We start from the raw sequence: 23379 nt of genomic DNA on the forward strand, positions 1-23379 counted from the left end.
GCACAGGCTAATGCCCAGCGTCGGCGATCGCGGCGAACTGTTCGATTCCCAACATCTCGCCGCGCAGCGAGGGGTCGACGCCGGCCTGCGCAAGAGCGGCGTCGAGGCGGTCGCGGTCGGGCATCCAGCGGGCCAGCGCGGAGCGGACGGTCTTGCGGCGCTGGGAGAAGGCGGCCTCGATCACCTTGAAGACTTCTTCGCGCGATGCGGTGGAAGCGGGTGGTTCGCGGCGGGTGAAGGCGACCAGGCCGGAGTCCACGTTCGGTGCCGGCCAGAAGACGTTGCGCCCGATCGGGCCGGCTCGGCGCACGTCGGCGTACCAGGCGGCCTTGGCGGACGGTACGCCGTACGTCCGTGAGCCCGGCGGCGCCGCGAGCCGGTCAGCCACCTCCGACTGCACCATCACGAGCCCGTGCCGCAACGACGGCGAGATCGCCAGCAGATGCAACAGGACCGGTACTGCGACGTTGTACGGCAAGTTGGCCACACACGCCGAGGGCGAGCCGATCTGATCCGGTACGACGGTCATCGCGTCCGCCTCGACGACGGTCAGCGCAGCGGCCTGGTTCGGCGCGTACTCCGCGATCGTGGCCGGCAGCGCGTCCGCCAGCACCGGGTCGATCTCGACCGCGGTGACCCGGTGGCCCTCGGCAAGCAACGCGAGCGTCAGCGACCCCAGCCCCGGCCCCACCTCGAGCACGGTCTCACCGTCGGCCGACAGGTCGGCGGCGCGGACGATCCGGCGGACCGTGTTCGGGTCGATCACGAAGTTCTGGCCGCGCTGCTTGGTCGGGCGGACCCCGAGCTGCGCGGCCAGTGAACGCACTTCCGCCGGACCGAGAAGTCTCGGTCCGGCGGAAGTGGACGAATCAGCGCTGGTCACAAGCGCCAGTCTCGCAGGTCAGGCTCAGAATCAAGCCTTCTTGCCGCAGACGGGCCAGGCGCCGTAGCCACCGCGGTCGGCCTTGACCTTCTCCGCGATCGCGATCTGCTGCGCCTTGGACGCGCCGTTGGCGTTGTTGGCGTACGCCGTACCGCCGTACGCGGCCCAGGTGCCGTGGTCGAACTGCAGGCCACCGTAGTACCCGTTGCCGGTGTTGGAGGCCCAGTTGCCGCCCGACTCACAAGCGGCGATCCGGTCCCAGGCGCCGGCGTTGCCACCGGTGGCCGGCGGAGTGTCCTCGACCGGCTTCTTCTTGGTACCGACCGTGACGAGCTCGTCGACCGGCGCGGTGACGACCGAGCTGGTGACGAGCTTCTTGCTCGCCAGCTTGCCGTCCAGGTAGGTGAGCAGGTACTTGACGCTCTTGGAGCCCGCGACGCCCTTGGCGGTCGTCTTGGTCTCGCCCTCGAGCATCGTGGCGTCCTTGGTCTCCTTCTTACCGAAGGCGATCGCCTGCTTCTCGGTGACCGACTTCGTCTCGACCTTCACCACGGTGACCCGGGTGATGCTGCCGGGCTTGAGCACGGTGGCCACCGCCGGGACGATCCGGTCGTTGGAGTCGAACGGGATCTTGGCGCTGGTCAGCGCCTCGCCCACCGTCGTCGCCATCGACTTCACCGCGACCGCCTTGCCGAGGCGGACGATCTGCAGGGTCTTGGGGGTGCGAACGGTCAGCTCCAGGCCCTCACGCCCGATGGGGGCGCTCCGGCTGGTGGAGAAGACTGCTCCGTCATATCGAAGGCCCAGGTCGGTCATCGCCTCGCTGAGGCTGTCCGCCGTGGTCCAGAAGCTTCTCTTCGTGCCATCCGCGTTGACGGTGAGCTGGCGGCCGTACTGCACCGCGATCTCCTGCCCGTCCTGCAGCTTGGCGTCCAGCGAGGGGGCCACCAGGTCACGCTCGCCGACCTGGATCTTCTTCGCCTTCAGGGCGTCCCCGACGGTCGAGCCGAAGGTGTGCACCTTCTGGACCTGGCCATCGATGGACAGACTGACGGTCTTGCTCTTGGTCGCATAGGCCACGGAGCCGCCCACGACGGCGAACACAGCCGTGGCGCCCACGGCCGCGATGATGGACTTACGCACTAACGCTCCCAGGTAGAGCTACCCGGGCACGGGGTGGGACGACACAGGAATCGGTCCGCGTTGCCGGGGTCCGACGCCGAGGGGCGTGCCGTCCGGAACCTTCCCCGATCCCGGCCAACATCACGGGACAGTAACGAATAAGTCGCCAGAGTGCCAATCCCCTAGTCGGCGTGGCGCAAAAAGGTGTAACGGGCCGCTCACGCCTGGTGACGGCCCCAGTGCCCCCGATGCACCACTTCGGCAGTACTGCGACGCCCTCTTTTGAGCGACGGCGACCTCTTGTCGGGGGCCCGGTAACCGATCGAGATGACCCCGATCGGATCGAAGCCGGCCGGTACGCCGAACTCCTCCTTCAACCGCCCGACCTTCTCCGCCGGAGGGCCGAAAAGGCAAGCACCCAAGCCTTCGTCGACCACCGTCTGCAGCATCAGCAGCGCCGCCATCCCGGTGTCGATGTACCAGTACGGCGCCGTCCAGTGCTTCTCGTCGCGGTCGGTCCAGCCCTTGTCCGGCGCGGTGTACCGGTCGAGGTACGCGTCCTTGTGGGCGAAGGCGAAGATCAGCAGCGGCGCGCGCCGCAGCCCTGTGATCCACTCCACATACTTCTCGTCCGGATCTTCGGCCGCGATCCGCCAGTACCGCTCCCGATCGTCGCCCTCGAGGGTCAGGAACGCCCAGCCCTGGGTGAACCCGCCGGACGGCGCCCGGAGACCGTTTTCCAGGATCCGCTCCCGGATCTCGGCAGGCACCGGCCGGTCCGGATCGTAGTTTCGGACCATGCGCCGGCGCCGGACGACCTCACTGAACTCCATGAGGCCTGTCTATCAGCCCAGCAACTTGGCCAGCAGGTACGTCTCGGTCCCCGCCAGCCCCACCGAACAGAAGACCACCGTCTGCCCGGGCAACGGACCAGGCACATCTCCAGCCAGTACTGCGCCCAGACTCACCAGCCGGTCGTGTTGCAGCGTCCCGGTCAGAATGAAGGGCGGATCGTACGCCGCGGTCTGGGCCAGCGAGTCCGTCACGGCGACGTCTGCCCGCGCCACCAGGTCAGGTCCGAACTCGGCGCGTCCGAACTGCTTCGGCCCGAGCGTCGTCACGCAACTCCCCGGCGCGATCCACGACGCGTCGATCACCGGCACCGGACTGTCCGTCGCGAGCACCACCAACTCCTTGCCCTCGACCGCCTCCCGGGCCGACGGCGCCGCCACGACCGGCAGCCCCAACTCGGCCGAAACCCTTGCAGCAAAGGCGTTCCGACGCTCCACCGACCGACTGAAGACGGTCACCTCGGTCAACTCGCGAACCACCGAGATCGCCCACAACTGGTTCCACGCCTGTACGCCGGTACCGACGACGCCGAGCGTGGATGCCGACGAAGAGGCCAGCGCGTCGACCGCGACCGCGCCGATGGCTCCCACCCGTCGCGGACCCAATTCATTGCCCACGGCAACTCCACGGACGATCCCGGTCCGCAGGTCGTGGACCACCACGACCTGCGCGCCCGGCGATGAATCGAAGGAGTCGTACGAGCGGTACCCGTACCACTCCCCCTCCAGCGCCCCGGTCGTGAACACCAACCGGCCGTCCCCCAGCGACGTACTGACCCGCGGTGGCGAGTGCAGCTCGCCCCGATGCCCGGCGAGCAGTGCAGAGCGCATCCAGCCGACAGCCGTGCGCGCATCCAGCCGCGCGGCGATGTCGGAGTCGGTGAGAACAGTTACCACGAACCACCGAACGCGCGGTCGGCGTTGTCGGACAGCGCCTGGCACAGCTCGGCGACCGAGATGTTCAGCACGCCGGCCATCTTCCGGACCGTGTGCGGGATCAGGTACGACGCGTTCGGCTGGCCGCGATGCGGCGACGGGGTCAGGTACGGCGCGTCCGTCTCGACCAGCACGCGATCCAGCGGCGTGACCGCGAGCGCGTCCCGCAGCGACTGCGCGTTCTTGAACGTCACCACCCCGGCGAAGCTCAGGAACGCGCCCCGGTTGACGCATTCGCGGGCGAACTCGGTGTCGCCGGAGAAGCAGTGCATGACGAGCCGGTCCGGCACGCCCTCGCGGTCCAGGATCTTCAGGATGTCGTCGTGCGCGTCCCGGTCGTGGATCATCAGCGTCTTGTCGAGCCGCTTGGCCAGCTCGATGTGCGCGGCGAACGACTCATGCTGCGCGGCCCGGCCGTCCTCACCGGTCCGGAAGTAGTCGAGGCCGGTCTCTCCGATGACCCGGACCTTGGGCGAACTCGACGCAAGCCGCTCGATCTCGGCCAGCGCATCGTCCAGTTCGCCGACAGCGGCAAGCTTGGGCGCTTCGTTGGGATGCAGGGCGATACCGGCGATGAGGTTCGGATACTGCTCGGCCGCCTCGACCGCCCAGACCGCGCCGGGCAGATCGCAACCGACCTGGACGATCCGGGTGACACCGACCGACGACGCCAGCTTGATCGCCTCGGCGGCGGCCAGCCAGTTGCCGTCCTCGCCGTCGGCGATGTCCAGATGGCAGTGCGCGTCGACCACGCTCATCGGCAACGGGTCCGGCACCGCGGGACGGCTGCGATCGCGTGACCGGCCGTCCTCCCCGATAGCAGCACGTTCCCGCGTCGGGCGAGCGACCTCCACACCGTCGGTAGACATGGGGTCCAGACTACTTAGTCATTTGAGCCGGTAGATCCGGATATCTTGGTTCCGGTAGATCGGGATGGCCAGCTGGTCCAGCTTCGGTGAGACCGGGCCGGCCCGCAGATCCCCGATGATCAAGGTGACACCGACGTCGCCGGCCAGTTTGGCGAGGTGCGCCTCGGACGGTTTCTCGACGGCGATCCGGCTGTCCAGCACTCGGTCGGGCCAGGGCGACTGCTGAAGCAGGAAGCTGTGCTTGTGCTCGGTGGCGGCCAGGTTGGCCGGTGCATAGGCCCAGCCGCCCATCCACATCTGCACTCCACTGAGCCCGGACATCCAGTACGCATCGTTGGGGCAACCCGGCCGGTACGGGACCGGCATGCAGAAGACGTTGCTGACGGCCACATCGTTGGGCTCGAGATGCTTGCTCAGCCAGAGCATCGCGCTCTGCTCCTCGCGGGTGAGGTACGTCCGGTACTCGATGTTCGGCGGCGGCAACGGCTTCGACGCGTCCCGCAGCGCGTCCCCGATCACGATGAACTGCACCGGCAGACTGGCCGCGACCGTCAGCACGATCACCTGCACTGCGGCCGAGGCGGCCTGCCGCGTCCGGTTGATCCCCAGGATCACCAGGCTCCCGACCAGGGCCAGTACTCCGAAAGGCGCCAGCAACCCGGCTGCTGCGCGCGCCACCGTGTGGGTCTCGGTGTCGGTCGGCCAGAAGAGGTAGAGCGCAACAGCCGTCGCCAGCCCGGCCACTGCGACGATGACGAGGTCCCGAGGCCGCGTCTGCCCGGCCAGGTTCACGCCAACGGCCACCACGCCGACCATCCCCAGCGCCAGGATCGCGCCGAGGAAGTGGTACTCCGAATAGCCCGTGTGCGAGAACACGAGCGTCACCCCGGTCCCGGCCGCCACACAGCCACTGATCCACCAGTACGCCGGGTCGCGGCGCATCGGCGACATCTTCATACCGAGCAGCGTCAGCAGCCGGGGCGCGTCGACCAGTAAGTAATAGGTCACGAGCACGACCGCGAAGAGGATCATCCGGGCGTCGCCGTGCTCCAGCGACGGCAGCACCCAGTTGCCCGTGGCCGGGTAGGACTTGTCGCCGGTGACGGCCTGGTAGTACGGCTGGACCCGGAGCGCGGCGAGCAACTGGAACCGGCTGCCGCCTGTACTACCGGTCAGCGCGAACGAGGAGGCCAACAAGAAGGTCGCCGTGACACCGGTCAACGCCGCGATCCGCCATGGCGCCTCGCGCTCGGCAACCCACGCCACGCCGCCTGCCAGCAGACAGCCGGCCAGCATGATCGGGAGCAAGGTCGGCTTCGTCCCCGTCGCCAAGGCGAGCATCAGGACCATCACTGTCCAGACACCTCGTCCTGCCTGGCGTCGCAGGATCAGTACGGTCGGCCCGAGCAGGCCCAGCATCACCACCGCCGCCATGGTGCCGGTCGGTCCCTGCACCACCTGAGCAGCCGACATGTTGGCCGTTGGGGTGTTGACCAGTTGGATCGCACCCGGCAGGACTCCAGCGAGCAGGCCGGCGAGCGGTGCGGCCCACTTGCGCTCGCTGAGCAACTCCCCGGCCGCCCAGCCGACCAGGACCAGCGTGAGCAGCATGGTCAGCGGCCACTGATGAATGAGCACCGTGGCCGGCCGAACGTCGGCCATCACGGAGCCGCTCGCCATGGAGGCGGTCGCGAACCAGTGGTAGATCAGAGGCTCGCCCAGCACCCATGGGTCCCGCGGCGTGACGTCGTGCAGTAGCTGCTGGACCAGACCGAGTTGGTACCAGATGTCTTGGTGGCGGGTCGCCGGCAGCGGCGGGAGCGGGACGGGGCGCAGGAGGACGAGAACGGTCCGGACCATCGCCAGTAGGAGGCTGGAGACGAGCAGTACGTGCCACCAGCGTGGTGGGGCGGCGACCGGCGGTCGCAGTGACTTGTTGAACGCGAAGAACAGCAGTAAGCCGGCGACGAAAGCCCACTGGAGTAGCGGGAGGCCGAGCGCCGTACAGATCGCCCAGACGGCCAGTTGCCAGGCGAGGCCGAGCACTGCGCCGAAGCCCAGGTCCTGCGTCAACGAGCGGCCGCCGGCCAGTGCGCGCCAGAGGAGCGTGCCTGGCAGGAGTACAGCGATCAGCCAGGTGAGCACCCAGCGGACGCTCTCGCCGGTCGAGTCGCCGATCCGGACCAGCAACAGGACCGCGCTGAGCGGCACCAACAGCCACCACCCGAGCAGCCCGATGCCAGGCCGTAATCGACTGGTCACCGTCGGATCTTACTAGCCTTCGGAGGCCTCCTTGACACCCTTCACGAGCATCTCCCACATGCCGCTGGAGTGATCCGCCTCTTCCTGGCTGCCGTTGTTGTCCTGGGTCAGCTTCAGCCGCGTGCCGCCTTCGGTGGCAGACAGTGAGTAGGTGAGCGTGTGGTAGTTCTCCGGTACGTCGGGCTGCCCGCTCAACGGGCTGTAGTGCGTCACCTTGAGCAACCGGGCCTTCTCGACCGCGACGATCTCACCCTTGTCGGTGTACTGCTTGCCCTCGTACTCGCCCTGCCAGGTGATCGGGCTGCCCGGCTGCCAGTCGGTCTCCACGTCGGCCCCGAACATGAACTTCTTGATCTGCGCCGGGTCGGTCAGGACGTCCCAGACCCGCTCGGGCGACGCGTCGATCTCGGTCTGCGCTGTGGCCAGATAGTCGGCCATGATGTCCAACTCCCATCGGTGTCTTCTGACAAGACCGTACGACGTCACCGCCGTACGGTCTTGTAGAAAAGCGTCACCGGACGGGTCAGACCACGATGACGAGCTTGCCGCGGTTGTGCCCGGCCTCGCTGACCTCGTGCGCCGCGCGGGCCTCGTCGAGCGTGAAGGTCTTGGCGATGGCCGGCTTCAGCTTGCCATCGGCGACCAGCTGGACCTGCTCGGCCAGACCGGCCTTCTTGACGTCGTCCGCCACGCCCCCACTGGAGACGGCCACGCCGATCTCACCGGCCGCCATGTCGGCGATCGTGACGATCCGGTCGGTACCGCCGCGCAGCTCGATCGATTCCTGCAGCCCGCCCTTGCCGGCCGCGTCGAAGACGGCGTCGACACCCTGCGGAGCGACCTCCTTGACCCGGTCGACCAGGCCCTCGCCGTAGGTGATCGGGATCGCGCCGAGCGAGCGCAGGTACTCGTGGTTGGCCTCGGACGCCGTACCGATCACGGTCGCGCCGAGCGCGACGGCGAGCTGGACGCCGACCGAGCCGACCCCACCGGCAGCTCCGTGCAGCAGCAGCGTCTCGCCCTCCTTGAGGCCGAGCTCGTTCAGCACCCGGGCCGCGGTCTCACCGGCGACCGGGACGGCGACGGCCTCTTCCCAGGAGACGTTCGCGGGCTTCTTGGTGGCCACGCCGAGCAGCGCGTACTCGGCGTACGAGCCGCCCTGGGACCAGCCGACGACCTCGTCTCCGACAGCGAACTCGGTCACGCCCTCACCGATCTGGTCGACCACACCGGCCACCTCTGCGCCCGGGATCGCGGGGAAGGTGGTCGGCATGAAGCTGTCGAACCAGCCGTACCGGACCTTGAAATCCATCGGGTTGACGCCGGCGGCCTTGACCGCGACCCGGACCTCGCCCTGGCCGGCCTGCGGCTCCTTGGCGTCCTTGACCTGCAGAACCTCGGGCCCACCGAACTCTTCGAAGACAACCGCTCGCATCGCACTGCTCCTATTCATTGAAGCGTCAAGTGAAGTACTTGAGTCTTCAATGACAGGAGCGGCGCGAATATTCCCGGCCGGCTACGCGTCCGGGTCGGCCAGGCGGGGGAAGAGGGAGTCGCCCTTGACCAGGACGGAGCCGACGGGGAGTTGGGCCCAGGTGCCGGCTTCCTGGATTCGCTGGTCCTTGAGGGGGCCCAGCTTGGCTTCAGCGCCTAGGAGGGTCCAGAGCTTGGCGGCTGTTTTGGGCATGGTCGGGTTGTGCAGGACGGCGACGGCACGGAGTACCTCGGCCGAGGTGTAGAGGATGGTGGCCAGGCGGGCCTTCTGGGACTCGTCCTTCGCCACCTTCCAGGGCTCCTGCTCGGAGACGTAGCCGTTGACGGCGCCGACGAGGTCGTTGATGGCAGCCAAGGCGTCGTGGAAGGCCAGGGAGTCGATCGCCTTGTCAGCGGCCGCGACGGTCTCGGCGAGCTTGTCGGCCAGGGCCTGCTCGGCGGGGCCGTGGTCGGTGGGCTCGGGCAGTTCGCCGTCGAAGTACTTGTTCACCATCGCGGCGATCCGGCTGGCCAGGTTGCCCAGACCGTTCGCGAGCTCGGAGGTGTAGACGGCGTTCAGGTGCTCCCAGGAGAAGGAGCCGTCCGAGCCGAACTGGATCGTCCGCAGGAAGTAGTACCGGAAGGCGTCCGAGCCGAAGTGGTCGGTGATCTCCTTCGGCGCGATCGCGGTCAGCTTCGACTTGCTCATCTTCTCGCCGCCGACCAGCAGCCAGCCGTGCGCGAAGACCTGCTTCGGTACGGCGACACCCGCGGCCATCAGCATGGCCGGCCAGATCACCGCGTGGAAGCGGAGGATGTCCTTGCCGACCAGGTGCACGTCGACCGGCCACAGCTCCTCGAACCGCTCCGGGTCGGTGCCGTAGCCGGCCGCGGTGACGTAGTTGAGCAGCGCGTCGATCCACACGTAGAGGACGTGGTCCTCGTCCCACGGGACCGGGATGCCCCAGTCGAAGGTCGACCGGGTGATCGACAGGTCCTGCAGGCCCTGCTTCACGAACGAGATGACCTCGTTGCGGGCGCTCGACGGCGCGACGAAGTCCGGCTGGGACTCGTACAGCTCGATCAGCTTGTCGGCGTACGCCGAGAGCCGGAAGAAGTAGTTGGTCTCCGAGACCGTCTCCAGCTCGGTGCCGTGGATCATGCACCGCTGGGTGCCGTCCTCGTCGGTCCGGATGTCCGCGGGGAGCTTGAACTCCTCACAGCCGACGCAGTACAGGCCCTCGTACTCGCCCTTGTAGACGTCGCCCTTGTCGTACAGCGTCTGCCAGAAGTCGCGGACCCGCTCGGTGTGCCGCTTCTCGGTCGTCCGGATGAAGTCGTCGTAGTCGATGTCGACGTCCACCCAGGCCGGCTTCCAGGCCTCCTCGACCAGCTTGTCCGTCCACTCCTGCGGGGTCATGCCCTGCGCCTGAGCGCTGCGCATCACCTTCTCGCCGTGCTCGTCGGTACCGGTCAGGTACCACTTGCGCTCGCCCCGCTGGGCGTGCCAGCGGGTCAGGACGTCCCCGGCCACCGTCGTGTAGGCGCTGCCGATGTGCGGCGGGGCCGTGACGTAGTAGATCGGGGTAGTGACGTAAAAGGCCTTCTCGGACATGCCTAAAGGGTAGTGCGCCGGACTAGCTGGTCTTACCAGGGTCTCGGGCGGCCAGTACTGCGTCGTAGACCGTTCTCTTCGGTACTCCGAACCGCTTGGCGACATCCGAGATGGCCTGCTTACGCGGGGTGCCCGCTTCTTCGTCGGCGGCTACCTCAGCGGCCAGCTCCTCCGGGCCGAGTTCGCGGGCGGAGGGGTCGGCGCCGGCCACGACGATGGTGATCTCGCCCCGGACGCCGTCGACCGCCCATTCGGCCAGCTCGGCGGCCGTGCCCCGCTTGACCTCTTCATACGTCTTGGTGAGCTCGCGGCAGACCGCAGTACGGCGATCCTTGCCGAGCGCGTCAGCCAGATCCTGCAGCGAGGCGGCCAGCCGATGCGGCGCCTCGAAGAAGATCATCGTCCGCTGCTCCCGGGCCAGCTCCTGGAACCGCTTGGACCGCTCCGCCGACTTCCGCGGCAGAAACCCCTCAAAGGTGAACCGGTCCACCGGCAGCCCGCTCAACGCCAGCGCCGTCAACACAGCCGACGGCCCAGGTACTGCGGTCACCTGTACGCCGGCCTCGATCGCGGCAGCCACGAGCCGGTAGCCGGGATCCGACACGCTAGGCATCCCCGCATCGGTCACCACCGCCACCGTCTGCCCCTCGACCAGCAGCGCCACCAGCTCATCGGTCCGCTGCCGCTCGTTCCCCTCGAAAAAGCTCACCACCCGCCCGCTGACGACAATCCCCAGTTCACTGGTCAGCCGCTTCAGCCGCCGCGTATCCTCCGCGGCCACCACGTCCACTTCCCCCAACACCCGCCGCAACCGCGCAGACGCATCCGAAAAGTCCCCAATAGGAGTCCCCACCAACACCAATCGCCCGGTCACACCGGCCATCATCGCAGCCGGGGAGGCGGTGGTACCGCATCCTCCGTACCATGGCCGACGTGACTGCCGTGATCGAGGATGACACCGCCCAGCCGGCTGAGCTGCCTGGGGAAGATCGGGAGACGCTCGGTCGGGACGTTCTCGGTAGACGGTTGCCCCCGCTCAAGGAGCGGCTGTACCCGCCGATGCCGAAGGACTTCGAGGGCGGCTGGATCGCGACCCTGGCGATCACGGCGCTGGCGGCGATCCTGCGGTTCTGGAACCTCGGCAACCCGGTGAAGTTCGTCTTCGACGAGACGTACTACGCCAAGGACGCGTACTCGCTGCTCAAGCACGGGTATGCACTGCAGTTCATCGACAAGCCGGAGGGGGCCGCCGACAAGGCGATCCTGGCCGGCAACCTGGACGTCTTCAAGGACACCCCGAGCCTGACCGTGCACCCCGAGGTCGGCAAGTGGATGATCGCGGCCGGTGAGCAGCTGTTCGGGATGAACACCTTCGGCTGGCGCTTCATGCCGGCGCTCTTCGGCACCTTGACCGTTCTCCTGGTGATCCGGACGGTACGCCGGATGACGCGCTCGACCCTGATCGGCTGTATCGCCGGCCTGCTGCTCGCCGTCGACGGACTGCATTTCGTGATGTCGCGGGTCGCCCTGCTCGACATCTTCCTCGCCTTCTGGCTGGTCGCCGCCGTTTCGTGCCTGGTGGCAGACCGCGACTGGACCCGGCGCCGGCACGCGGACTCCCTCGAGCACCGCGACGGCAGCCGCAAGATCGGCCGCTGGCTGCTGATCCGGCCGTGGCGACTCGCAGCCGGCGTCTGCTTCGGGCTGGCGCTCGGCACCAAGTGGTCGGCCGTCTGGGTGATGGCCGGCTTCGGCATCCTCGTCTTCGCCTGGGACCTCGGCGCCCGGCGCGCGCTCGGCGCCCGGCGCGCGTTCATCAAGTCGGTCTTCGTCGACGGCCTGCCCGCGTTCGTCAGCATCGTGCTCGTCGCCGGCATCACCTACACGGCGACCTGGACCGGCTGGCTGCTGCACGACAACGCCTACGACCACGACTACGCGGCGAACCATCCGGCGCACGGCGTGATGAAGGTGATCCCCGACGACTTCCGGTCGCTGATCCACTACCACCAGGAAGTGCTGGCGTTCCACACCGGCGACTACATCAAGAACGCCACCCATCCGTACCAGTCGCACCCGGCCGGCTGGCCGATCGTCGCCCGCCCGATCGGGTTCGACGCGGTCAACGACATCAAGCCCGGTACGGACGGCTGCACCGCGAAAGCCGGGGTGAACTGCCTGTCGGTGATCTCAGCCGTCGGTACGCCGCTGCTGTGGTGGGCCGGCGCACTGGCCCTGATCGCCGCGCTGGTGTTCTGGATCGCCCAGCGCGACTGGCGGTTCGGGATCCCGATCGTCGGGTTCTTCACCTGCTGGATCCCATGGTTCTTCTTCGACGACCGGCCGATCTTCTTCTTCTACGCCGTCACGATGATCCCGTTCACCTGCATGGCGCTGGCGATGGTGCTGGGCAAGATCCTCGGCCCGGCCAGACAGGCGCTGCAGGCGTCGACGCCGCGCCGGCTGGTCGGCAGCGCGGTCGTCGGCGCCTTCGTCGTCCTGGTCGTGCTGAACTTCGCCTACATCTGGCCGATCCTGACCGACAAGGTGATGCCGCATCCGGACTGGCTGAACCGCATGTGGTTCAAGTCCTGGATCTAGTGCAGCTGGCCGTGCCCCTGGCCGCCCTGGTCGCGGAACCGCTTCTTGTGGCGGCGCGAGCTGACCTGGCCACCGACGCCGCCGAACAGCGCGATGCCCTTGACGATGACAACCGGAGCGTTCGGGTCGGGTGACTCGCCGCCGCGGGCGCCGAAGCCGCCGAAGATCCCGACGCCTTCGTTGCGGACCTCGACGCTGTCCGGCACGGTGATGTCGATCCCGCCGAACATCGCGAACGCCCAGATCGTCACCTCGCGACCCTCGAAGACGGCATCCGTCATGTCCAGGTCGTGGCCGCCGAAGACGCAGATCGCGTTGATCCGCCGCTTGACCCGCCAGCGGCCCTTGCGCTCACCGCCACCGAAGACGGCGACCATCGCCTCGAAACTGTCGGACGGGTTGGCCGGCTCCTCGATCGGCACCGGACTGTTCGACGCCGCGGCGACCGGCTGGAACGGCTGACCCGGTACCGCCAGGTCCTGGGTGATCGGCTCGAGCTCCCCCAAGGTCCTGGCCTGCAACGTCTGCTCGAGCCGCTCAGCGTGCTCGTCCTGCGTCAGCCGCCCGGCCATCAACGCATCCCGCAACACGTCGACGACCTGGTCCCGATCGGTGTCGGAGGCCCGCAGATGAGCATGCGGATTCTGGCGCTCGGGCAGATTGTCCATAACCCCGAACGATATCCCCACCGCCCGGCCACCGGAACGAGATTTCCGCCGATCTCAGGGGGCACCCAGGGCGTTCACCGAGACGACCGGAGCAACGAACTCGGCCGGTACTTCGTGAAGCCAGGCTCGCGCACCGCGTCGCCACCGGTGGCGAAGTCGAACACCTTGCTCCAGCGCTCACCGAGCGCGCTTGCCTTGGCATTCAGCTGAGCCGGATCCGTGCTGGGCCAGCGGCCGGTGGTGATGCGAGTCAGGAGCGTTTGGAGGGCGACGCCTTCCTCGCCGACCGTGAAGGCGCAGTGGGTGGCGCGGGCGACGAAGAGCTGGCGGAGGTCGGCCGGGCTGCCGTGCTGGCGGACTTGGGTTGCGTACCAACGTTCGTGATCCGGGACCGCCAGGTCGGCCGTGTTGTGCAGCGTCACGACCGGCGACGGGGTGGTACCGCGAGGCACCGCATGGCGCAGCATCCACTGCCTGGCTTGGCGATCCGGGCTGATCCGGGGAGCCGCCGCCAGCCGCGCGAGGTCTTTGCCCAGATCGAGACCGGCCTCTTTGTAAGCCTTGCGGACGAAGGGCAGCTGGTCCGACTTGGCCAGTTGCCGCGCATAGTCGACGCCGATGTTGTACGACGGGTTGCCACCTGCGTGCTTGGCGAGGTCTGCTTGGCCGACCGCGCCGAAGACGCCCACGGCGCCGTACAGCTGGATCTCGTAGAGCGCCCGCGCTTGCCCTTCGACCGAGGCAGGCTTGGGATCGAGCGCCGAGTTCCAGCCGGTCACGTTGCCGAACGCGCTCGCCAACGCGATCCGCGCCCGGCCCTGCGGGGTCTCCACCTGCGTCGTCATCACCTGCTGCAATCGCTGCACGCTCCCTGCTGGATCCTTCGCGTTGACCAGCTCGACGTCCTTGGCGCCAAGCAGCGTCTTGAGTGCGAAGTTGATATCGAGCGACATGTTCATCTGCCCGTACAGATCGATCGGCGTGCACATCGCCAGCACCCCGTCGATCCGGTCCGGGTGCTTCTCGGCCAGCAGCACCGAGATCGCGCCACCGCCCGACGACCCGGTCGCGACCGTACGCCGCGGCTTGCCGACATGATCCTCGAACCAGTCCAGTACGCCGATCTGATCCCGCACCGCCTCCTTGACCACGAAGCCCGTGCGCCCCGTGAAGTCGGACGCCGCCAGCGCGTACCCCTGCTCGAGCAGCCACTCCTCGCTGTCGACCCGATTGCCGTTCCCGGGCGGGAACTCCGGCATGTCCGCCGGGTAGTACGGGTGGCTGTAGATCAGCAGCGTCCCGTTCCACCGCACCGGCGTCTCCACCTTGTACGCCGCTCCGCCGATCGTCCCCGTATACGTGTGACGACCCACGGCCTGCTCGGCGGCCACCGCCGCGGTACCCGACATCGCAACCAACCCCGTAGCAACTGCCGCCGCAAGCGCTCGACTTGCTCTCTTCATCGTCCTGCTCCTTCTCGGTGGGAACCTTCATCCACCTGGTCGGAGCCATCTGCCGGAGAGGGACATGCGAGAGGATGTCCCTGCAGCGGACCTGACTCCGACTGCTGGACGAGAGGCCCCCAACAAGGGAGCCGCATCGGCGAGGAGTGCGAGATGAAATTCATCATGCTGGCCTACACGAACGCCCAGAACTGGGTCGAGGGCACCTGGGACCCGGAGGAGGTCCAGAAGGCCTGCGACTTCTTCGAGCAGCTCGGCAAGGACCTGGCCGCGAGCGGCGAAGGCGTCTACACGGCCGGTCTCGGCGACCCGTCGCTGACCAGGACGATCCGCGAGACCCCCGGCGGTACGGTCGCCGCCGACGGCCCGTACGCCGAGGTCAAGGAGGTGCTGGCCAGCTTCGGCATCGTCGACGTGGTGAGCGCCGACCGGGCGTACGAGATCGCCCAGCAGATCGTCGACGCGGTCGGTGACATCGTCGAGGTGCGGCCGCTGATGGACGGTTCCTGACCGTGACCGGCTTCGAGCACCTGCTGCGTGAGCTGACGCCGCAGGTGCTCGGCGCGCTGGTCCGGCGGTACGGGCACTTCGACGCGTGCGAGGACGCAGTACAGGAAGCGCTGCTGGCGGCGGCGCAGCAGTGGCCGCGCGACGGCGTGCCGGACCAGCCGCGGGCGTGGTTGATCACCGTCGCGTCGCGGCGGCTGACCGATGAGTTGCGCAGCGAGGAGGCTCGGCGGCGGCGTGAGAACGCTGTGGCGGTGGAGGTTCCGTTGGTTGCCCCCGGCGCCGATTCTGCCGGCCCTCGCGACGCTGACGACACCTTGCTCTTGCTGTTCCTGTGTTGCCATCCGTCGCTGAACCGGCCGGCGCAGATCGCTCTCACCCTGCGCGCGGTCGGCGGTCTGACGACCGACGAGATCGCCCGCGCGCTGCTCGTCCCCGAAGACACCATGCGCAAACGCATCACCCGCGCGAAGCAGAGCGTCCGGGCGTCGGGCATCCCGTTCCGTCCGCCGCCACCGAGCGAGCTGGCCGCGCGGCTGGCCGCAGTACTGCAGGTTCTGTACCTGATCTTCAACGAGGGCTACACGAGCACCGACCGCGTCGACCTCGCCGAAGAAGCCATCCGGCTGACCCGCCTGCTCCCCATCAACGGAGAAACGGCGGGCCTGCTGGCCCTCATGCTCCTCACCCACGCCCGTCGTCCAGCCCGTACCACCCCCGCCGGCGACCTGATCCGCCTGGACGAACAGGACCGCAGCCTCTGGGACGCGGACCTGATCGCCGAGGGCACCGCCTTGATCACCGACGCGATGACCCGCTTCCCGCTGGGCGCGTACCAACTCCAAGCCGCCATCGCCGCCGTCCACAACGAAGCGAAAACCACGGACTCCACCGACTGGCCACAGATCGTCGCCCTCTACGACCTCTTGATCCGCTTCGACGACACCCCCATCGCCCTCCTCAACCGCGCGGTAGCCGTAGCCATGCTCCAAGGCCCCCAAGCCGGCCTGAAGCTCATCGACGACCTGGCCAAAGACCCCCGCCTGACCAACCACCATCGAGTGGACGTAGCCCGAGCCCATCTCCTCGAACTGGCCGGCGACCTCCCAGCAGCCCTCACCGCGTATCTGGCCGCAGCCCGCAAGTCCACCAACCTCCCCGAACAGCGCTATCTCAACACCCGAGCCGCCCGCCTGAGGACCTACTCTTAGCCCTGATCGGGGTGGAACAACTGGGGGTATGGGCAATGGCGGGGATCGGTGACGGCTGGCCGGATTCGTGGTCGGCGGCGCTGGAACGCGACGGGCGGGTGATATTTCCGCTGCGCCGTCGGGCGATCCTGGAAAACATCGGACTGCTCTGGCTGGTGGTCATCGTGTCCCAGCCCCTCGCATACAGCGAGAGGGACAGCAACGTGGTGCGGCTGATCTTCGTCGGGCTGTTCGTCTCGTACGCCCTCGGTGTCACCGCCTGGTACTGCTGGCGACTGGCAACCCACTACCCGGCGCTGACGATCGACGAGCTCGGGATCCGGGTGGGGCGGAAGAAGTTCCTGCCGTGGAGTGAAGTGGGAGCGGTCGGTCTCACCCGCGGCTGGGGACCGGCGCAGGTTCTCCCGATCCTCCCGAAGAACCCGTGGGGCAAGGAACTCCTGGTCCCCCGGGCCGCAGTCAGAAGCGTTCCGGCGCTCGCCCGGTGGCTCGAAGGACTTCTGAAGGAGAAGGCATGACAGTGATGGGCGACGCCCAGCCACAGAAGTGGTCCGACGAGCTTCAACGCGAGGGGCGGGTGATCTTCCCGATCCGCGCGGCTGCGGTTTGGCGGGAGCTGGGCCTGATCTGGCTCATCGTCGCCATCACCCAGACGCTCTCATTCAGCCAGTCGTGGGGAGAGGGCGACACCCGGCAGTACCTCGCACTGGCTGTGGTGCTGTCGGCCGTCGTGGTGACCTTCTGGCACACCTCGCGGCTCTATGCCCGCTACCCGGCCCTGACCGTCGACGAGTTCGGCCTGAAGATCGGCCTCAAGAAGTCCATCGGCTGGTCCGACCTGGGCGCGATCGGCCTGCTCCGCGGTGGGAGGTTGCCGATCATCCCGAAAGACGCCTGGGGCAAGGAGCTGATCATCCCCGCGACCGCCGCCAAGGACATGCAGGCCCTGCAGCAGTGGCTAGAGGAGCTGCTCAAGAACCACCGCACGGCTGAACAGTCCGCCGCCGAGTCCTCGGACTGACGCTGCGACCGCCAGCCCATCAATCGCCCGTAGATCGGCCGGATACACCGAGGTAGGCGCTTACCTGTCCGCCATTGATGGGCTGGGCGTCCGGCAGCTGCCATCCGCAACCACGTGCGTGGAAAGAAAGCGCGCCCCGGCCGCGAGGGCCGGGGCGCGTTTGGGTGAGCTAGCTGACCTTCACGATGCGCTGCGGGCTGAGCGCCTGGGCGTGGTCTGCGTCGGCGGTGAAGAGGACGCGGTACGCGAAGGAGCCTCGGGTCGTCGGCTTGATGCCGAAGGCGTAGCCGCCGGTGGTGGTCAGTTTGACCGAGGCGATGTTCTTCCAGGTCCTGGCCGAGTAGAGCTGGAGGTAGACCAGCTTGCCGGCGTGGGCCGGGGTGACGACTCCGGAGAATCTGGCCGTCTTGCCCAGGGTGATGGCGGTCGGGGAGAGAACCGAGGTGACGGTCGGCGCGACGGCGACGTTGAGGTCGACGGTGCGGGTTCCCATCAGGTCGGCGTTACCGACGAAGACCATCGTGTAGACCGACGAGGTGGTCGGCTTGATCGCGTAGCTGACCGCACCGGTGGAGCTGGTCGTCAGCGTGGTGATCAGCTTGAGCGCCGCCACGTTCTTGGCCCGGCCGTACAGCTGGACCGGCAGGCCCGCGTACGCCTTGTTGTCGATCCGCAGCACGCTGCCCTTGAGCGTGATCGTGCCGCCGTAGTTGATCGCCGCGGCGGTCGTGGTGATGCTCGACTTGACGCCGTTGACGGCCTTCGAGGAGATCGGGCTGAGCTTGCCGCCCTTGTCCCTTACCCAGCCGGCGTACGTGTAGGTCGTCGCCGCCTTCAGCCCGGTCACCTTCACCGACGTCCCGGTGCCCGTGTAGACAGCCGTTCCGGTGTTGATGGTCGGGGCGACGCCACCGACGTTCTGCCGGATGATCACCTGATCGAGATCGGTGATGTCCGGGAGCGTCCACGCCACGTTGGCGGCCAGGTACGCCCCGGTCGCGGTGAAGGTCGGCAGCTTCGGCGGGATCAGGTCGCCGGTGCTGAACACGATCGAGAGCGGCGCCAGCGGCGTACCGGCCGTCTCCTCCACCCCGGAGATGACGATCTTGTACGCCGTTGCCTCCGGCAAAGCAGCGACCGGGGTGATGGTCGCCTTCAGCGTCGCGGGGTCGTAGGCGACCGTCGCGGGCACGGTGGCGCCTGTCTTGCCGTTCTGCAGCTTGACCGTCGCGGCGGTGACCGTCGACTCGGCGACCGGGCGAGCGAACGTCACCACCGGCGTGGTGTCCGGGGTGGCGACCGAGGACAGGTGAGCGGGCGTGACGTCCCGGATCGGGTACGCCGGCTCGGTGCTCGTCCCGCCGGAACCGGCCTCGGTCACAGACAGGCTGTACGACCGGCTGTCCCAGGACCCGTTGTTGTTGCGGACCGCGATGTAGGTCTGGCCGACGGCGGCACTGACGTCGACGGACGCGGTCAGCGGGCCCCAGATCGGCTCCTTCGTGGTCGGGTTGATCGGCGGGAAGGCGTTGACGTCGCGACCGAGCGACTGCAGGTCGCCGTTGTAGACGTCGACCTCCGGGCCGACGTTCGCCCAGTTGCCGGTCGACTCGTCGAAGCGCGCGCCGGTCACCGAGACCCGCAGGTTGCGCGCCGCGGCGGAGTTGATCGAGTACCAGTCGACGTCGCCCTCGGTGCTGATCAGCCCCGAGACGGGAGTCAGGCCGATGTGGGTGGAGCGGGACGGCTGGTCGTTGCCGTCGGCGGCACCACCGGCGAAGTCCGTCGTCGTCTTGCCGCCGAGCGCCGCGAACGCGTCGACGATGCCGGCGCCGTAGTACCGGTCGAAGCCACGCGGGCCGGCGTCACGCGACAGCGCCATCAGGCGCTGACGGATCTGGGCCGGGGTGAACGCGGGGTACTTGTTGCGGACCAGAGCCGCGATCCCGGTGACGATCGGCGCGGAGCACGAAGTACCGGTGCAGTACCAGTACGGCACGTAGTCCGGGTCCGTCTTGGCCCGCAAGCCGGTGCTGAGCAGGTGGACGCCCGGTGCCGCGACGTCGACCCAGTCACCGAACGAGCTGAAGTCGGACAGCTTGCCGCGCTCGTCGGTGGCCGCGACCGCGATCACCTCGGGGTAGGAGGCCGGGTACTGCAGGACCGAGTTGCCGTCATTGCCGGCAGCAACCACCACGACCACGCCGTCGGCGACCGCCTGCGCGATCGCGTCGTGCAGGACCGGGTCGTCCTGATCACTGCCGAGCGACATGTTCACCACGTCGGCGCCGTGCTGGACGGCCCAGTTGAGGCCCTTGATGATGTCGGAGTCGAACCCGGAGCCCTCGTGGTCGAGCACCTTGACCGGCATCGCCTTCGCCGTCCAGGCCGTACCGGCCACGCCGATGGCGTTGTTGCCTGCGGCCGCGATCAGGCCGAGCGTCATCGTGCCGTGGCCCTCGTCGTCGATCGGCTGACTGCCCGGCGAGATCGCGTTGTAGCCGGCGACGAGGCGACCGGCGAGGTCCGGGTGGCCGATGTCCACGCCGGTGTCGAGCACCGCGATGTACTGGGTGCCGGAGGTCTTCGAGAGGTCCCAGGCCTGCGGCAGCCGGACCGTGCTGGCGAAGATCGACTGGTCCTCGCCGTAGTACTCGTCGTTCGGGATGGCGGAGATGTGCCGCTTGTAGTTCAGCGAGGCCAGCTCGACGGTCGGGTCGGCCTTGACCTTCTTCAACAGCTCGGGAGCGGGCAGCTCACCGGTGACCTCGACGGTCTCGGCCGTGACCGAGTCGTCGGTCTTGCTCTTGAACCGCGACAGCGCCGACTGCCGGGCCGCCTTGGTGGCGGACGGCTTGAACTTCACCACGACCGAGTTCGGGTCGTACTTCGGTCCGGTGGCGTCGTGCGCTGTGAACTTCGGTGTATATGGACCCGGCTGGGCCGCTTGGCTGGCGGAACCGGTGACGGCTACCAGCGTGGCTGCGACCAGGGCGGCAGGAATGCCGAGGCGCAGGAGATGGGCAGGACGGAAGGACACAGGACCCCCCCAAGGGTCTCAGAAGTGACAATGAGCCGGAGTATGGCAGAGGTACGGACCAGAACTCGCCCCGGATCCATGTCAATAGCTGCAACTAAGGCCTTACCCGTAAGGCGAGCAGGACGCCGGCCAGGGTGACGGCGCCGAAAATCAGCGCCAGGCCGGGATATCCCCCGAATCCCAGGCCGACGCCGCCCAGCGCTGCACCCAGGAAGGTGCCTATGCTCATGCCGGCGGCGTTGACGCTGAGCGCCGAGCCGCGGAGGTCGCCACTTCGGCGTACCAGGAGGGTTGTGACGCACGCCGCAACGGTGGCGTGGGCGGCGCCCATGAGGGCGGTCAGCAACAAGGTGACCGGGAGGCTCGGAGTGAAGTAGAAGGTGGAGACGGCGAGCAGGGCGGCGAGGAGGCCCAGCAGCAGGGTCTTCTCAGGGCGTACGGCTGCTACCAGGTATCGGCCGGCGAAGAGGTTGCCTAGGAAGAAGGACGCTCCGCTGAGGGACCAGACGAGGGCGAACCAACCGGGGGCGAGGTCGAACTTCTCGTCGTAGAAGGCGGCCAGGTAGGCGAGATAACCCATGAAGGCGGCCGTCCGCAGCATCGCCACCCCCAGCAGAGGTAGCGCTCCGGGGATCTTGGCCAGCGCTCGGTAGGTGGCCAAGTAACTCGTGCGCTGCGTTGCCGTCAGGGGTGATTTGCGGCCCCGGCCGCGCCAGAAGAAGGCTGCCGACAGGGTCAGCGCAATGGCGGAGGCGGCAAGTAAGTTGCCACGCCAGCCCCAGAACAGACCCGGTACTGCGAGCACCGGCGCCGCGAGCATCGCCATCATCGACGTGGTTGCCGACACCAACGTGGCTGCTCGTCCCGCAGCCGCCGGGGTCTTGAAGCGGTCCGCAGCGGCCGCGCCGATCGACGGGCCGAGGATCGAAGTCGAGGCGCCGATCAGCAGGCAGAAGGTGGCCAGCGCGAAGACGTTGCCGATGGCACCCAGCGCGGCCGAGATCCCCAGCAGCGCCAGACCGCCGGCAGCCACCAGTTCCCTGGCGAAGCGGTCGATGAGCGGTGCGAGCGCGATGCCAACGATGAGGGCTGCGAGGCCTCCGAGTCCCCGCAGTCCGCCGATCTCGGCGACGCTCCCGTCCGCGGCCGCCGCGATCGGCACCAGGTACATGCCGAAGACGGTGAACGGGATCAGGCTGACCGTGGAGGCGAGCAGGAACGGCCACAGCCGTTTCGCCATCCGCCAGTCGCCCGGCACTTCTCCTGTCCTGCGAACTTCAGTGGTGCTCACGGCGTCTGTGGTCCGTTCTGGCGGTAGCGGTAGAGGGAGGTCGGGCGGGCGCTGAACTGGGAGAAGGGGAAGGGCTCCGCGGACAGGGCGGTGACGCCGGCGCCGAGGAAGGCGCGGGCGACGGCGCTGCCGGTCTGAGCATAGATGGCCAGCGGCTTCGATTGCTGTAGGCAACGATCGAGCAAGGTGTCGAAACTCCCGTTGCTCAAGGTCATTCCGGTCGCAACGACCGCATCGGCAGCGTCGATAACCGCCGTCATGTCGCGGGAAACCGGGAGTCCGGACGAGGTCTCGCTCAGGTTGAAATCGCAAGGCAGACAAGTGCCACCCAGAGCGGTGATCGCGTCGACCAGTGGGTTGACCACGCCGATCAGGGCGACCTTCGAGCCTTCGGTGACCTCGAGCAGGCCGACTACGGCGGCGTCACGGGCTCGCGCGCGGACGTCCGGCGTACCGGCGGGGAGGATGACTTCTTCGGCCTTGGCCGAGAGGTGGTGGGGCTCGACGGCGGCCAGGTAGGCATCCAGGGCGGCGATCCGGATCGGAAGGGGGCCATCGGCAAGCAAATCGGAGAGGGGTAGGCCGGAGGCGTCGGCACAGTAGTCGGGATCGACCTCGCCGGCCTCGAAGGAGCAGGCGCCGAAGACCTCGCCGACCCGTAGGAGGACGTAGTAGTTGCGGTAGGTGACGTCTGCGCCGGGGAGTCTGGTCGTGTGGTGGAGCCAGAAGGCGCTGGTGACGGTCATTGAGGAGGGCGCGGGTCCGTGGGCTCCGGCAAGGATGGCGGCGGTGAGTGCGGCGACGGTCATGGCAGATCCCTCAGCTTTTCGGCGTCGCAGGTCAGGGCGGACAACTCAGGACGTCCTGCAGGCTGGAAGCAGTACAGCAACGACCTGCGATCGGAGGCGGTCCGGTTGGGCGCGGACCGGTGCACCATCAGCCCTGGGAACATCAGCACGGAACCCGCGGGGGCCGTGACAGTCACCGTTGTCGATGGATCCACCGTCGAAGGATCCACGAGTAGGCCCGTCGGATCGCGCGGATCCCTTGGCGCCGGGCCGTTGCGTTGGCTGCCCGGGACCAGCGTCATCGCGCCGTTCGCCGTCGTGTTGTCGTCGAGCATCACGATCGCCGTCGCGATCTCGTACGCCGCGTCGCCGGCGCAGCAGTACCAGTAGGGAAAGTCCTGGTGCCAGGCGAACTCCGAGCCGACGCCGGCCCGCTTGAAGTTCAGCTTCGACACGAACGGGCCGACCTGCTTGCCGATCAGCTCCGCCATCGGCTTCGTGAGCCTCGGCTCGGTCCACAACGCGATGAGCGCCGGATGCAGGTGAGCGACCGGCGCGAGGCTCCGGACAGCCTTGCCAGATGCGTCCGGTTCCCAGTGGATCGTCGTGCCGCGGATCTCCTCCAGGCGATGACCGTCCGGCCAGATCGTCACCTTCGTCTGACCGGACTCGGCGGCCGACACCACCTCGGCGTGCACCTGCTCAGCGGCATCGCGCAACCCGTCGATCTCCGTTGCCGAGAACAACGTCGGTAGTACCAGATAACCGCTGGTCATGA

The 23379-nt window shown here is 68.0% G+C and carries 21 protein-coding genes; 5 read left to right on the top strand and 16 right to left on the bottom strand.

Annotated features, from left to right (window positions below; translation table 11 throughout):
* Positions 1-7 precede the first annotated feature (7 nt).
* The 10 genes from rsmA to rsmI form a co-directional block, all read right to left on the bottom strand.
* The gene (gene rsmA / locus ABD768_RS08790) at positions 8-826 is read right to left on the bottom strand and encodes a 16S rRNA (adenine(1518)-N(6)/adenine(1519)-N(6))-dimethyltransferase RsmA (protein WP_344839256.1); all 819 of its coding nucleotides are present in this window, start codon (positions 824-826) and stop codon (positions 8-10) included.
* An 87-nt stretch (positions 827-913) separates the two neighbouring features.
* Positions 914-2026 carry a resuscitation-promoting factor gene (locus ABD768_RS08795; RefSeq protein WP_343973519.1) on the bottom strand — a complete coding sequence of 371 codons (1113 nt, stop codon included), beginning with the start codon at positions 2024-2026 and terminating at the stop codon, positions 914-916.
* A 197-nt stretch (positions 2027-2223) separates the two neighbouring features.
* Positions 2224-2838, bottom strand: coding sequence for a nitroreductase family protein (locus ABD768_RS08800; RefSeq protein WP_344839259.1), 615 nt, complete (start codon positions 2836-2838; stop codon positions 2224-2226).
* Between the two features lie 12 nt (positions 2839-2850).
* Positions 2851-3753 carry an ornithine cyclodeaminase family protein gene (locus tag ABD768_RS08805; RefSeq protein WP_344839262.1) on the bottom strand — a complete coding sequence of 301 codons (903 nt, stop codon included), beginning with the start codon at positions 3751-3753 and terminating at the stop codon, positions 2851-2853.
* Complete coding sequence (locus ABD768_RS08810) at positions 3747-4661, bottom strand: TatD family hydrolase (protein ID WP_344839264.1); 915 nt, start codon at positions 4659-4661, stop codon at positions 3747-3749. The genes ABD768_RS08805 and ABD768_RS08810 overlap by 7 nt, the downstream gene beginning before the upstream one ends.
* A gap of 18 nt (positions 4662-4679) precedes the next feature.
* A complete protein-coding gene (locus tag ABD768_RS08815; protein WP_344839266.1) occupies positions 4680-6923 on the bottom strand; it encodes a hypothetical protein in 2244 nt (747 codons plus the stop codon).
* 12 nt (positions 6924-6935) lie between these two features.
* Positions 6936-7361, bottom strand: a complete 426-nt coding sequence (locus tag ABD768_RS08820) for an SRPBCC domain-containing protein (protein WP_343973533.1) — start codon at positions 7359-7361, stop codon at positions 6936-6938.
* Between the two features lie 85 nt (positions 7362-7446).
* Complete coding sequence (locus ABD768_RS08825; RefSeq protein WP_344839269.1) at positions 7447-8358, bottom strand: NADP-dependent oxidoreductase; 912 nt, start codon at positions 8356-8358, stop codon at positions 7447-7449.
* Positions 8359-8439: 81 nt separating this feature from the next.
* Positions 8440-10011, bottom strand: coding sequence for a methionine--tRNA ligase (gene metG / locus ABD768_RS08830; RefSeq protein ID WP_344839272.1), 1572 nt, complete (start codon positions 10009-10011; stop codon positions 8440-8442).
* Positions 10012-10033: 22 nt separating this feature from the next.
* A complete protein-coding gene (gene rsmI / locus ABD768_RS08835; RefSeq protein ID WP_343973542.1) occupies positions 10034-10897 on the bottom strand; it encodes a 16S rRNA (cytidine(1402)-2'-O)-methyltransferase in 864 nt (287 codons plus the stop codon).
* Positions 10898-10935: 38 nt separating this feature from the next.
* Here rsmI and ABD768_RS08840 point away from each other — a divergent pair, with 38 nt between their 5' ends.
* Entirely contained in the window at positions 10936-12612 is a 1677-nt protein-coding gene (locus ABD768_RS08840; RefSeq protein ID WP_344839274.1) for a dolichyl-phosphate-mannose--protein mannosyltransferase, read from the top strand.
* On the opposite strand, the gene ABD768_RS08845 is transcribed toward ABD768_RS08840, so the two are convergent.
* Together ABD768_RS08845 and ABD768_RS08850 are read right to left on the bottom strand one after the other, a co-directional pair.
* The gene (locus ABD768_RS08845) at positions 12609-13280 is read right to left on the bottom strand and encodes a DUF1707 SHOCT-like domain-containing protein (protein ID WP_343973548.1); all 672 of its coding nucleotides are present in this window, start codon (positions 13278-13280) and stop codon (positions 12609-12611) included. The genes ABD768_RS08840 and ABD768_RS08845 overlap by 4 nt on opposite strands.
* A gap of 74 nt (positions 13281-13354) precedes the next feature.
* The gene (locus ABD768_RS08850) at positions 13355-14743 is read right to left on the bottom strand and encodes an alpha/beta hydrolase family protein (RefSeq protein WP_344839278.1); all 1389 of its coding nucleotides are present in this window, start codon (positions 14741-14743) and stop codon (positions 13355-13357) included.
* A gap of 153 nt (positions 14744-14896) precedes the next feature.
* Between ABD768_RS08850 and ABD768_RS08855 the strand changes: the two genes are divergently transcribed.
* From ABD768_RS08855 to ABD768_RS08870, 4 genes are read left to right on the top strand one after another with little or no spacing between them, the layout of a single operon-like run.
* On the top strand, positions 14897-15253 hold the full coding sequence (locus ABD768_RS08855) for a YciI family protein (RefSeq protein ID WP_344839281.1): 357 nt from the start codon (positions 14897-14899) through the stop codon (positions 15251-15253).
* Between the two features lie 2 nt (positions 15254-15255).
* Positions 15256-16461, top strand: coding sequence for an RNA polymerase sigma factor (locus ABD768_RS08860; RefSeq protein WP_344839284.1), 1206 nt, complete (start codon positions 15256-15258; stop codon positions 16459-16461).
* Between the two features lie 35 nt (positions 16462-16496).
* Complete coding sequence (locus tag ABD768_RS08865; protein WP_344839287.1) at positions 16497-16979, top strand: hypothetical protein; 483 nt, start codon at positions 16497-16499, stop codon at positions 16977-16979.
* A complete protein-coding gene (locus ABD768_RS08870; protein WP_344839290.1) occupies positions 16976-17482 on the top strand; it encodes a hypothetical protein in 507 nt (168 codons plus the stop codon). The genes ABD768_RS08865 and ABD768_RS08870 overlap by 4 nt, the downstream gene beginning before the upstream one ends.
* A gap of 169 nt (positions 17483-17651) precedes the next feature.
* Here the strand turns inward: ABD768_RS08870 and ABD768_RS08875 are convergent, their stop codons facing one another.
* The 4 genes from ABD768_RS08875 to ABD768_RS08890 form a co-directional block, all read right to left on the bottom strand.
* Positions 17652-20522: a S8 family serine peptidase gene (locus ABD768_RS08875; RefSeq protein WP_344839293.1), complete on the bottom strand. Its 2871-nt coding sequence runs from the start codon at positions 20520-20522 to the stop codon at positions 17652-17654.
* A gap of 94 nt (positions 20523-20616) precedes the next feature.
* Positions 20617-21762, bottom strand: coding sequence for an MFS transporter (locus tag ABD768_RS08880; protein WP_344839296.1), 1146 nt, complete (start codon positions 21760-21762; stop codon positions 20617-20619).
* A gap of 47 nt (positions 21763-21809) precedes the next feature.
* Complete coding sequence (locus ABD768_RS08885; RefSeq protein ID WP_344839299.1) at positions 21810-22622, bottom strand: Rossmann-like domain-containing protein; 813 nt, start codon at positions 22620-22622, stop codon at positions 21810-21812.
* Positions 22619-23377 carry a phytanoyl-CoA dioxygenase family protein gene (locus tag ABD768_RS08890; RefSeq protein WP_344839302.1) on the bottom strand — a complete coding sequence of 253 codons (759 nt, stop codon included), beginning with the start codon at positions 23375-23377 and terminating at the stop codon, positions 22619-22621. The genes ABD768_RS08885 and ABD768_RS08890 overlap by 4 nt, the downstream gene beginning before the upstream one ends.
* Positions 23378-23379: the final 2 nt, after the last annotated feature.

Source organism: Kribbella ginsengisoli (genome assembly GCF_039537185.1).
Lineage (GTDB): Bacteria > Actinomycetota > Actinomycetes > Propionibacteriales > Kribbellaceae > Kribbella > Kribbella koreensis.